Source organism: Dyadobacter sp. CY351 (genome assembly GCF_021502625.1).
In the GTDB taxonomy this organism is placed as follows: Bacteria; Bacteroidota; Bacteroidia; order Cytophagales; family Spirosomataceae; genus Dyadobacter; species Dyadobacter chenhuakuii.
The window spans coordinates 330,046-343,306 of record NZ_JAKFFU010000002.1 but is presented as its reverse complement, the minus strand read 5'-3'; the positions used below and the strand labels follow the sequence as shown (position 1 = coordinate 343,306).

Genomic DNA, 13,261 nt, shown 5'->3' with positions numbered 1-13,261 from the left:
GTTCCGGTTTTTGGCCAAGGCCTGCTCACTCATTTTTTAAAGATTCGACCGGGTTCATCAATGCGGCCCGGATACTTTGGAAACTAATGGTAATCAATGCAATGACAATGGCAAGGCTGCCTGCTGCTGCGAATATCCAGACAGGCATCTGAATTTTATAAGTAAAATCCTGCAACCATTTATCCATGAAGTAATAGGCAACCGGCACGGCCAGAACAATTGCAATCACAACCAGTTTTACAAAATCTTTGGACAGCAATGCGACTATTGCCGAAACGGAGGCACCGAGCACCTTACGAATGCCGATTTCCTTGGTACGGGTTTCAGCCGTAAAGGTTACCAGACCAAACAGGCCCATACAGGCAATAAAAATCGCCAATCCTGTAAAGACAGAGAACATTGTCGACATCCGGATCTCCGTTTTAAATGTCTCATTGAAAGCTTCATCCAGGAAATAATATTCGAATGGCTTTTCGTGGTCGTATTTTTTAAAAATCTTCCCTATCAATGCTACTTTATCCTGAATGTTCGCAGCCGGATCCAGGCGGGCATAGAGCACACCGTTCGACCCCGGAAAATTGAGAATGTTCGTGGTGTCGCTCACGACGATCAATTCCATGGCTTTAATGCTGTTCTGCAAGGAAGTGAAATGAAAATCCTGCACAATGCCAGCGATTTCATCCGTTTCGCCAAGCATCTGGCCGATCGGATTCCCCTTGATACCGAGCTCCTTGATAGCAGTTTCGTTCAGTAATACGTGTTTGCGGTTTTTCATCACCCCGGCCGCCGGTTCCGTTTTCCATTTCAGGCCAAGCGTTTTTACAAATTGATTATCAGTGACCATGTTCGCCAGCCCGACATCTATTTTTGTGGTGAAGTTTTTGACAAACCACATATTATAGCCCTTGAAAAGACCGGCATTGGTTACGGTAACATTCTGGACACCAACTTGTTGTTTTATTTCATCCCGCAGCGGAAAGTAACTTTTTGCAACCGTTGCCGAAAGCGGAATGCTCAGGATCTGATCTTTATATAAACCCAGCTTTTTGTTTTGCATAAATGTCAGCTGGTTTTTTACAACCAAACTGCAAATGATCAGCGCTATGGAAACCGTGAATTGAAAGACCATAAAAAACTTGCGTAAGGTAGCGCCATTATGGTTTCCTCCAAATCTTCCTTTCAAGACATCCAAAGGTGCAAACCCGGATAAAATCAACGCAGGATAACTTCCGGCCATCAATGCTGAAAATAATAACAGGATCACCAAAAAGCCTAAAAATGAAGGAGAGACAAGAAATGAGGCATCTATTTGGAGGTTAAGCAGGTCGTAAAAAGGCTGTTGCAACAGATACACAAAGATGAAGGCAAGCAAAAATGCAAGCACGCAAACCAGGACCGATTCGGCATAAAATTGACGAACGAGGCCACTCCTACCCGCGCCTATCACCTTGCGAACGCCTACTTCTTTTGCGCGCAAAGTGGCTCGGGCGGTGGTAAGGCTCATGTAGTTGAAAAGCGCCAGTGACAGGATCAGCAAAGCGACGCCTGCAAAAATGGAGATCAGTTTCGAATTGCCGGATTCATTGAAATTGTTTCCCAGATGCGTTGTAGTGAAGCTTTCCAGCACGTAAGTGGCCTCATTGTCAAATGCACCTGTGCGCATGCCTTCCCGTTTGATATTTTTCTCCACCGCCGCCACCGACTGCTCAGAATCCAGGAGCAGATAAGTGTTGAATGCACCCGCATTGTCCCAGGCGTTTTTATTATGATCATTCAGCGCAGGAAATGTCAGCGACGAGAGTATGAAATCAAAATTAAAAGTGGAGTTGGAAGGCGGATTTTCGGCAACGGCGGTGATACGCAACGGATGTTTTCCTTCGTAAATCAGTGCTTTGCCGATCGGGTCTGTTGCTCCGAAATACTTTTCAGCAGCACGCTCCGAGATGACCACGTCGAAGGGATTTTCCAGCACCGCTTTTGGATTTCCTTCTTTTAGTTTGAATGTAAAAACCCGCAGAAATGAGGGATCAGCGAACATTACATTATGCTCAAAAAAGACTTGTGACGGATTTTCTGGATTTTTAATAACCACCTTATCCACAATGGTTTTAACGCGTGCATAATCCTTTACTTGTGGATTATACTCCTTTAAAAACGGACCGAGTTTTGTCGAAAACGAATTGAACTGCAGGTCCGTGTCGCCCATTTTCACCCGCGCCAGGATCCGGTAAATTCGGTCGTGATTTGTATGAAATTTATCAAAACTAAATTCATGCATTACAAACATAAGGATCAGCACGGAAACGGCCATTCCGCCCGCCAGTCCAAAAATGTTGATAAAAGAGTAAGTCTTGTTTCTGGCAAGATTCCTCAGGGCAATTTTGAGATAGTTTTGAAGCATTGGCTTTTATATTTAGTCACTCTTCAACGATTTTACCGGGTTCATCAAAGCGGCCTTGATGCTTTGGAAACTAGTTGTGAGCAAGGCGATTGCTATGGTTGCAAGCCCAACATATACAAATGTGAAAGGACTGATTTTGATTTGGTAAGCGAAGTCAGAGAGCCATTTATTCATACCATACCAAGCAGCCGGAACCGCTATTGCGATGGCTATCAGCATTAGTTTCACAAAATCTTTCGAAAGCAACAGGACAATGCTTGCAACCGAAGCGCCCAGCACTTTTCTGACACCGATTTCCTTGGTTCTTTGCTCTGAGATAAAAGCAATTAATGCGAACAATCCCAGACATGCTATGAAAATGGTAATGCCAGAAAATAATGCAAGAATTGAAGAAATACGGTTTTCTGCCTTATACATATCATCAAATTCCTGGTCCAGGAAGTGATATTCAAATGGGCGCATCGGGAAGTTTTCTTTCCAGCTTTTCCTGAGCAGTTCTACGGCCTGCGTTGATTCGTTACCCGCAATTTTCACCATTATTTTTCCAAAATAATTGTATTCCGGAATGATGGCGATGGGACCTATTTTTTCGTGTAATGATCTGAAATGAAAGTCTTTGGCAACCGCTTTCACTGCTCCCTCCCTGCCATTCATGCTGACTAATTTGCCAATGGCCGTTTCTGCAGTCCAGCCCAGCGCTTTTACTGCGGACTCATTGAGTATAAATGCAAATTTCCTTAACGCCGCCGAATCCGCTGTTGCCTGTAAAATATCGGTGTCGTTGAAATTCTGACCGGCAACGAGCTGCATTCCGAGTGTTGGCACAAAATCCTTTTCTACCGGAATGGCAGTAATGTTCAACTGGAAATTCTGCGGTTTATCGCTGGCAGTGATGGTATAGCCACCCTGCACATTCAGCGGTGAATCATAAGAGGCGGTAACCGACTCAACAATGGGATTATTGAGCAATTCGTTTTTTATCGTCGTCAATTTCCCGGTGGAAATGCCGGTGCCCATGTTCACAACAATGATTTGCGAAGGATTCAAACCCAGATTTCTGTTCTGAATGAACTGAAGTTGCTGATTGGCAATGATCGTCCCGATGATGAAAAGGACCGAAACGGTGAACTGGAAAACAACGAGCGAGCTGCGCAAGCCGGAGCCACTATTGGTTGCAAGGATTTTCCCTTTCAGCACCTTAATAGGCTCAAAGCCGGAAAGCACCGCGGCCGGATAAAGCCCCGACAACAAAGTCACAACAACAGCCAAGCCGATCATCAGCAGGATGACGGAATAAGCCGGCCAGATGCCCAACCCCAATGCGCTTTCTGTGAGATTGCTGAGAATTGGAAAACCCAGAAAGGAAATAAGCAACCCTATCACAATCGCAAGGATCGTAATGAGGCCGCATTCAAATAAATATTGACGAAAAACCTGCATTCTGTCTGCCCCCATCACTTTCCGAACACCTACTTCCCGGGCGCGAACGACAGACCTGGCTGTAACGAGATTGATAAAATTAATGCAGGCAATAACCAGGATCAGCAAGCCGACGCCGGAAAGGATATAAACGTATTTGTAATTGCCCGAGGCCTCCAAGCCCGCAGAGACGTTGGAATAAAGGTGAATGCGGTTAAATGCTTCCAGTTCAAACCTTAGCTTTGTAGAAGGGTCCTGCGGATTATTCAGGTTTTTGGCAACATACTGATCCACCTTGGCCTGCAATGCTCCCACGTTCGCCTGTCGTTGCAGCTGCAAATAAGTGTACTCATTGGCAGCATCAAATGTTTCCGTTTTGGAGCGGGGCAATGTGCTGTAACTGCCTAACCAATTCCATTTTATATGTGAATAAGACGGAATGTCGGCAATAACGCCGGTTACCTGCATGGTCAGATTTTCGTTCATCAACACCGACTTGCCGATCGCGCTCTCATCACCAAAATATTTCCTGGCAGTGGTTTGATCTATAACCACCGAATTAGGCTGCGCCAGCGCCGTAGCCTGATCGCCTTCGGTAAATTCGGAAGGAAAAATTTTGAAATAGGAGGCGTCCGCAAAAAGGACTTTCTTCTCATTAAAGAGCTTATCATCATATTTGACAGCCACTGCTCCCCCACCGCTGTAAGGATAAAGCCGGACCGCTTCTTTGATCTCACCGAACTCGCGCGCAAAAACAGGCGCCACCGCCGTGGGTGTGACTGCAACATTCACCGGCTCGCTGTCACCGGATTGATAAAACAAATTCACCCTTACTATATCAGCACTATTGACCTGAAAGCGGTCATAACGGACTTCGTGCAGGACATAGGTGGCCAGCAAAAGGAAACAACCAATCCCCAGTGAAAGCCCTATGATGCTGACAAGAGAGTTGGTTTTGTATTTCCAGAGATTTCGAACGGCAATTTTGAAATAATTCTTAAGCATGTGTTATGTATATGATCAGGTTTAAATTTTACTCACTTTTTAATGACTTGACCGGGTTCATCAACGCGGCCTTTATGCTTTGAAAACTGATGGTAAACAGGGCAATCGCGACAGAAATAACAGCGGCAAATGCAAATACGCCCCAATGAATATTTGTATGATAAGCAAAGTCCTGCAACCAGGAATTCATGGCATACCAAGCTATGGGTGAAGCAATTACAATGGCAACCAACACCAATTTCAGAAAATCGTTGGATAGCAAAATCACAAGACTGGTGACTGACGCGCCAAGCACTTTTCGCACACCAATCTCCTTCGTCCGGATTTCCGCCATGAAGATCGACAAACCCAGTAAGCCCATGCAGGAAATGAAGATCGCTATGCCCGAAAATATACCAAAAAGCAGCTGCTGGGTTTGTTCTGTTGCGTACAAAACGCCGAATTTTTGATCCAGAAACTCATATTCAAATGGCCGGTCAGGAAACTGTTTCTGCCAAACGGACTCAATGTGAGCCAAAGCTTCTTTGATATTACCACCAGAAATATGCACCGACATCCAGCCCAACCGGTCTGTTTGTGCAAACATGGCAATAGGAGCCACTTTTTGGTGAAGTGATTCGAAATGATAATCCTTGGTAACGCCCACGATCTGGCCGCGGATCTCGCCGTAACCAAAGCGGGCACCAACAGCGTCGGCAGGATTTTTCCAGCCTAACTGCTTTACGGCAGTCTCATTCAAAATAAAACCGTTGGTCTTATCTGTCGAAAAAGCTTTCGAAAAATTCCGTCCGGCTGCCATTTCTATTTCATATGCCGGAATAAAATCTTCATCCACAGACAATGATTTCACGCCAATATCTGCCGGTGCCATGGAATCGCCTTTCATAACATAGGCCTCCCAGGAATCCAGCAAACGGCCCGAAGGAATGCGTGATGATCGTCCCACCTCCACAATGTTGCTGTTTGCCTTTAACTGCTGCTTAATGCTCTCATAGTTAATAACCGAATCACTTCCGGCACGCAATAGCACCATTTGATCTTTGGAATAGCCCAGTTTGTAATTTTTTACATATTTCATCTGATTATAAACCACCGCCGTACAAATGATCAGCACAACGGCAATCGCAAATTGTGTCACCACAAGGCCCTGACGCAGTTTTCCATTTTTCAATGCAGATGCAATGCGGCCTTTGAAAACACTTAGCGGCTGAAATGAAGTCATGAAGAATGCCGGATAACTTCCTGCTATCACGCCCGTGAATAAGGTGATAGCCAGCACAATGCTCAGGAATACAGGATCCAATAATGCATCGAAAGAAAGTTGTTTTTGTGTAAAGTCATTCAAAAACGGGAGACACATGACGACCAGCACAATGGCAAAAAACAACGACACAACGACCAGCAAAATTGATTCACTCAAAAACTGCCGCACCAGCTGGTGCCTTACCGCACCAATCACCTTCCGCATGCCCACTTCCTTGGCCCGCGTAGCGGAACGCGCGGTGGCAAGGTTCATATAGTTAATGCAGGCAATGACCAGGATGAAAATCGCGATGGCTGAAAACAGGTAAACATATTGGATATCACCATTGGATTCAATTTCTGAATCAAGGTGCGAGCGCAAATGTATGTCTGTAAGTTTTGTCAGGTTAAGAACCGAGTAAGTGGACGCTTTGGGATCAATATGGCGGTTCTGGAATGCCGGAAATGCTTTTACCAGCTTTTGGGGATCGTAATTTTTAGGTAAAAGCAAAAATGTCGAGAACGAATTATTCCCCCAGTTTGACCTTAAACCCTCAGCTCCATAAACCCGGTCGTCATTCAGTGTAGAAAAGGAAATCAATGCTTCGGGATGAAAGTGAGATTGAGATGGCAAAGACTCAAAAACACCCGTTACAGTGCAGTTAAACTGGTGTTCCAGCTTAACAGTCTTTCCGATCGGGTTTTCTTTGCCAAAATATTTCTCCGCCATCTTTTTGGAAAACATGATGGAGAAAGGATTTTCAAGCGCTTTGTCGGGGTTACCCTGGATTACCTTGAAAGAGAAAAGCTTAAAAATGTTGGCCTCGGCTGCGAAAACGTCATTTTCATTGTAAATATTCTCACCGTACTCAATCAACCCGCCCATTTCAAGCAACCGCACAACCTGCTCAACCTCAGGAAAATCCTGCTTCACCAAAGGAGCAAATGGCGGTGCTGCATGTCCCAAACGAAGCGATTCGGTGCCATCTTTGGAAAGGAATGTCCGGTTCAGGCGATAAATGCGTTCGGCATTTGCATGGAAACGGTCGTAGCTCAGCTCGTCTTTAACATAAAGAGATAAAAGCAAAAAACAAGCAAGTCCAATGGCAACTCCAGATATATTGATAAAACTGAATGTCTTGTGTTTCAGTAAGTTCCGGAGTGCGATTTTAAGATAGTTTTGAAACATGGCTATTGGGCGTTTGACCTGCACGTCAATAAATGTATGCCATCCACATAAAGTGCTGATTGTCAAAAATTTAAAGCGAAAGCAATTGTCCGATAACGGACATGGTTGTTCGCCTGTGCGCCGAGACAGACTTCTGGCTTATATCTCGGAAGTCTGTCTCAGTCAGCCACATCAATTCTGAACATCGTCGTTTCTGATGCTGCGCTTGTTTTTCTTGATGGCTTCTTTCAACCGGCCAAACTTATAATTAAGGCTTACATTGAAGTAGCGGAAGTAATCTCTCCGGTCATTAAAGGATGTAAAATTCGGCCCGGATGTTTCCGTATGGTATTTTCTGAATTTTGTAAATGGGTTGTTTGCGGCGGCGGAAAACGAGAGTTTATCCTTTATAATGTCCTTATTCACACTGAACGAGGGGCTGATCATAGAATTGGACGTGCCTTGCAAATTCACGCTTGGCCCCATACTTACCAGATTTGCATTGATACGCCAGTCTTTTTCTAACTTATAACCCGTTGAAGCTGACAGCTGATACATTACTCCGCTGTTAGTAATGGTCGCGCCGTTCACGACGCCCGTCACTTTTCCGTGTGCAATGCGCAGGTTCGCGCTGAAATTCCATTTTTTGGTGATCGGATAGTTCATATTTAAATTTCCATTAATGAGCCTGGCCCGGCCTGTATTTCCGTACGATGTGCGGGTGATTTCGGTCTCCGGATTGTACACGGCAACCGCAAAAATCAGGTCTTTAAATTGTGTAAAACCCACACCAAAATTGATAGATCCTTTTTTGGATTTGCTATAACCCAATTGCAGATCATGCACGAACGCAGGCCGGAGATCCGGATTTCCTGTTCTTTCGAAACTCGGATTGGTGCGGTCGACAAATGGATTGAGCTGATAAATACCGGGACGCTGAATGCGTTGGGTATAGCCAAAATTCACACCGACATTATCCTTAAATTTCCTGTTGATCGAAACCGAAGGAATCACATTGAAATAATTTTGCTTCACTTTCGAATCGGTAGAAACAAAGTCGGCATTGATGACGGTTTGCTCAATCCTTGCGCCTGCCTTAACGCCCCAGTTTTTGAAACTGTATTGATACGTGTTATAAGCCCCAAAAACATTCTGCGTGTTATTGAACATATTACTCATGGCGGTATTTACCACAAATGTCTTACGCTCAGCGTCGTAGGTGCTATATTGAAAATCACTCTTGTTATCCCGCATAATGCCTTTCAGGCCAGCTTCAATGTTCAGTTTTTTAATAGGATACACATAATCCACCTGAAATGTCTGCTCTGAGAAGCTCTGATCGTTGATCTGACGGTAATCGGGTGTGTCATAATTAATCCTTTCGGAGATCAGCAGGTTGCTGTTTTGGTCATTATCAAAACCATAGTAGCGATAAGACAATGTCAAAAGCCTATTTTTATCTGCTTTAAAGCCTTTTTGATAATTCAGTGCTGCGTCCATTCCCTTTCCACGACCGTCATTGAAATTTCTCACACGATAACCCTCCACCACTTCCTCATTCACGTTGATTACCGAAGTCTGATTGCCCGACCCATCAGATTTACTCCCATTGAAATTCACCTGGGCACTTAATAAATTGAGACTATCTGCCTCATAACTAATCTCATATCCGACATACCCGTTCTTATTTCCTGACCGTGTAAAATTCTCCTGAAACAAGTCTGATGGTTCCGTTCCCAATGCGGTCCGCCCCACCTGTGTACGTGTCAGCGGCGTGTCGTAGATGCTGCCGCCGGCCAGGGCTGTCATCCCAAATTTGCCCAGCTTTGCAGAAAATGTCCCGCCAAAACCAGGCCCGCCAACGCGGAAACGTTCGCTTACATTCAATGTACCATTGTAACCATTATCCAGTTTTTTGTTTGTGATAATGTTGATAATCCCTGCCAATCCTTCCGCATCGTATTTTGCTGGCGGTGTTGTGATCACTTCAATGCGTTCGATGGAAGAGGCTGGCATGCTTCGCAACACTTCTTTATAGCTGCGTTCGACCATACTGGACGGTTTCCCGTTGATCAGAATTTTGAAGTCCGCATTGCCTTTCAGGTAAATGTTCTCATCGCCATCCACTGACAGGAAAGGGACCTTACGCATCATTTCGAGCACACTGTAAACTTTGCTTTCGGGATCGGCCTGCAAATCGTAAGTAATGCGGTCAATCTCCTGTTTTACAATGGGTTTAAAAGCCGTAACCGTTACTTCTTTCAAGCCAACAGTAGCAGGGCTAATTGCTATCAATCCTAAGTCAATTGTATTTTTTAAGCTGTCGGAAAGATCAGCGGTCAGGGTTTTTGAGTGATAACCTACGCCCACAAGGACTACTGAATATTTTCCTGGTTTCAGTTTCTCAAAAGCGAAGGACCCATCGGTTTTTGTAAAATCAGCTTTCACCGCGGCATTTCCTTGCATCAGATTAACGGTTACAAAATCAAGCGGCTTTCCGCTTGCCGAGTCGGATACCGCACCGGAAATTTTACCGCCAGGTGGCAAGGACTGACCAAGAGCAGCGGAACCAGTGCACACGAGCCCGTAGATGAGGGCTGCAAGAATAGTTGAGAATAAAGTTTTCATGGCTAATTGATTATGGCTAACAGATAAAAAAAGGCATAGAAATTCCGGTAAGAGCTTTCACTCTTTTAAAATTGCCGGCACTAAATGATTTTGAAATTTGCCCTTGGCGCGCTTGACTTAATGCACACCAGGCGACACAACAAATGTATACAAAGGTACTTTGCGATGCAAGGTACTATGCTAAATTAATTTTTAGTCGTATAAAGTTGTCGTCTAGCTACTGAATTGGGATTGCCTGAAAACAAAAAGACTTGCTAAATCTCGAAGAAACAGCGTCCTTCAAAACTTAGCAAGTCAAAAAAATCAGGTAAGGTTTGATTAACCTCTTCGGTTGTAACGTCCGTTATTGTAGCTGTTCTGGTACGCAAACAGGCGTTGGCGTTGCACGGGTGTCAGCACTTCGAGGATGTCTTTTTGTTTAGCTTTTTCCAGTCTTTTTGCATTCTGAAAACTGCTGTATCGTCTGTTAGACATCAGCTCATCATAGTGGTTTTCGATCTTTTTGATCTTGTTTTCCTGCTTGCGGGTCAGCTTTACAATCTGGTCCAGCTTGTTGATTTGGTATTCCTCCAAAGCATTGTCTCCGCGCGAATTGTTCACAGCTGGAACTTCATGGCGGTAACGTTGTGCGAAGCTGTTACCAATGGTCAATGTTACTATTGTTGCGATTGCTAAGATGGTCTTTTTCATGGTTTCTAATATTAAATTGTTTGTTTATGTAGGTTAGAGGCCTATTTTCCACAAACGTTTAACGCACCAGAAAAGCAATCTGCAAACTGTAACAATTACCAGATCATCTGCCCATCCGCACCGATGAATTGCTTTTATATATTTATAAAAGCCGGGTTGAAACCCGGCGCCAGGAAATCTTTCGTGCCTGACGGCACTCGTCCTGACAAGTGCCGTCAGGCACGTACATTTTTAACCCCGGGTTTCAACCCGGGGAGGAGAGGCAGAGGCAGAGGCAGAGGCAGAGAGAGAGAGACAGAAAGAGAGAAAAAAAGAACCCTACTCGCTCCTCAGCGACTTCACGGGATTCATTAATGCGGCTTTGATGGCTTGGAAACTTACGGTCAGTAATGTGATCAGGATGGCAGTGATGGCCGAGACGGCAAAAACGACCCAGCTTAGCTCAATGTGATATTCATACTTTTTCAGCCAGTCGCTCAGGAAATACAATGCGATGGGTGATGCGATGGCGCAGGAAACGATGACCAGATAGACGAATTCTTTGGAGAGCATTGCCCACATCTGTGCAACGCTTGCGCCGAGCGCCTTTCTGATACCGATTTCCTTGGTTCTCTGCTCAGCCGTATAAGCGGCCAGACCGAATAAACCTAAGCAGGATATGAACACAGCCAGCACCGCAAAAACTCTCGCCAACTTCCCGATCCGTTCCTCAGCGCGGAATTTAGCTTCATATTCCTCGTCAGCAAACTTGAATTCAAATGGCGAATCCGGATCGTGCTTCCTGAATATGGCCTCTACTTTTTTGAGAGACTTTTCTATGGGAGCGCCAGGCAATAGCTTCACATTGATCAGGTTAGCCCATTCGTAATCCATTAAAAAGACAGTCGGGACGGCAGGCTCATAGGGAGATTGCATAACCATATCCTTAACAACGCCCACCACTTGTCTCGGTTTTCCATTAAAGCGGATCGTTTTACCAATAATATCCTTTATACCCGTCAGCTTAACAGCCGATTCATTTAATACAAATGCTGCTGTGTCTGTCGAGAATTCTCTCGAAAAATCGCGGCCTTCAATGATTTTCCAGCCAATTGTTTTTCCAAAATCATGCGTACAAGCAATGGTCCCGAACAAAGGAACAGAACCTTCTTCCATCCCTTCCCACTCAAAACCGATCTGATTGGAATAAATGCCGGTCGTAGGACTTGACGATTCACTCATTTCGTATACCACGCCGGATTTCAGCAGATCGTCACGCAATGGATAATATTTGCCAAAAAGATTTGGCGAAATATTGATCTGTAAAAGCCCTTGTCTGTCATAACCGACCGGCCTGTTTTTGGCATGCTGGATTTGCTGGAAAACGATGATCGTTCCGATAATTAATGTGATAGAAACTGTAAACTGCATTACAACCATCACTTTACGCGGCACGGCTGACCACTTACCCACTTTAAATGTGCCTTTCAAAACGGCAAGCGGATTGAACGATGACAAATAAAAGGCCGGATAACTGCCTGATATCAGGCCCGTGAATAATGAGAAAATGACCAGCATCAACCAGAACTGAATGTACTGCCAAGGAAAACTCACGTGCTTGCCGGACAAATCATTGAACGCAGGAAGCGCAACCAAAACAATAAGAATAGCGAGGATCAATGCGAAGGAAACCACCAGAAACGATTCGCTCAGGAATTGGAAGATCAGCTGGCTGCGCAATGATCCGATAGACTTTCTAATACCAACTTCTTTCGCACGTTTTTCGGACCTTGCGGTGCTTAGATTCATAAAATTGATGCAGGCCAGCAGCAGCACAAAGACGCCGATAATGCTGAATAGCCACACAAACTGGATGCCACCACCTACATTTTTGCCATTTTTAAAATCCGAATACAGGTGCCAGCGGCTCATCGGATGCAGAAAATATTGTGGTTTATCCGTTTTCGAAAAAGCATGCGGCAGTTCCACATCCCGTATTTTTAAGGACACCTTTTCAATATCTGCATGGTCCGCAACCTGCGCATAAAACTGGAAAGAATGGTTTCCCCATTGCGTTTGAGCTTCTTTTACCCAATTCTCGGCAAGCAGATAATCATTCCAGGGCAGCAGCAAGTTGAGCTCATTAAACTCAGAGTTGAAGGGAATGTCTTCATAAACGCCAGTCACTTTTACATCCTTCTTAATGTCCAGTTTAAGTGTTTTGTTCAAAGGATCTTCCTTACCAAAAAGTGCCTTCGCAACCGATTCTGAGATAACAACCGAGCCTGGCTCTTTCAATGCTGTTTTCAAATCGCCTTTCAGCATTTTCAAAGAAAGCATTTCGGGAAGGGCTGGTTGCGCCCACATACCTGGTTTGTTGATTTTTTTATCACCATTGGCCAGCAAATGCCCGAAATTCCACGATGCCATGGAGGTGTTTTTAAAATCTGCGGAGTATCTGTTGGCCATTTCCGCCACCGCCGGCAGCGACACGGCCCTTCCGCTCCCCGTTTGGCCATTAAACGTTTGACTAATGTACGCTTGCGTAAGCCGGTCGTAGTTTTTGTGATATTTATTAAATGACAGCTCATCCCATACCCAAAGTCCGATCAGCATTGCGACCGCGATGCCTACGGCCAGCCCGGCAATGTTGATGAATGAATAGATCTTGTTTTTTGAGAGATTCCGGAATGCGATTTTCAAATAGTTCTTGATCATTGCCTGTGCAG

The 13,261-nt window shown here is 44.8% G+C and carries 6 protein-coding genes; all 6 read right to left on the bottom strand.

Going from position 1 to position 13,261, the window contains the following annotated elements; all coding sequences use genetic code 11:
- Positions 1-25: 25 nt before the first annotated feature.
- Entirely contained in the window at positions 26-2,401 is a 2,376-nt protein-coding gene (locus tag L0660_RS03505; RefSeq protein ID WP_235158201.1) for an ABC transporter permease, read from the bottom strand.
- Positions 2,402-2,413: 12 nt separating this feature from the next.
- Positions 2,414-4,825: an ABC transporter permease gene (locus L0660_RS03500; RefSeq protein WP_235158200.1), complete on the bottom strand. Its 2,412-nt coding sequence runs from the start codon at positions 4,823-4,825 to the stop codon at positions 2,414-2,416.
- 28 nt (positions 4,826-4,853) lie between these two features.
- Positions 4,854-7,256 carry an ABC transporter permease gene (locus tag L0660_RS03495; RefSeq protein ID WP_235158199.1) on the bottom strand — a complete coding sequence of 801 codons (2,403 nt, stop codon included), beginning with the start codon at positions 7,254-7,256 and terminating at the stop codon, positions 4,854-4,856.
- A gap of 171 nt (positions 7,257-7,427) precedes the next feature.
- The gene (locus tag L0660_RS03490) at positions 7,428-9,863 is read right to left on the bottom strand and encodes an outer membrane beta-barrel family protein (RefSeq protein ID WP_235158198.1); all 2,436 of its coding nucleotides are present in this window, start codon (positions 9,861-9,863) and stop codon (positions 7,428-7,430) included.
- 318 nt (positions 9,864-10,181) lie between these two features.
- Entirely contained in the window at positions 10,182-10,553 is a 372-nt protein-coding gene (locus L0660_RS03485; protein ID WP_233795582.1) for a hypothetical protein, read from the bottom strand.
- A 318-nt stretch (positions 10,554-10,871) separates the two neighbouring features.
- On the bottom strand, positions 10,872-13,250 hold the full coding sequence (locus L0660_RS03480; protein WP_235158197.1) for an ABC transporter permease: 2,379 nt from the start codon (positions 13,248-13,250) through the stop codon (positions 10,872-10,874).
- Positions 13,251-13,261 lie beyond the last annotated feature (11 nt).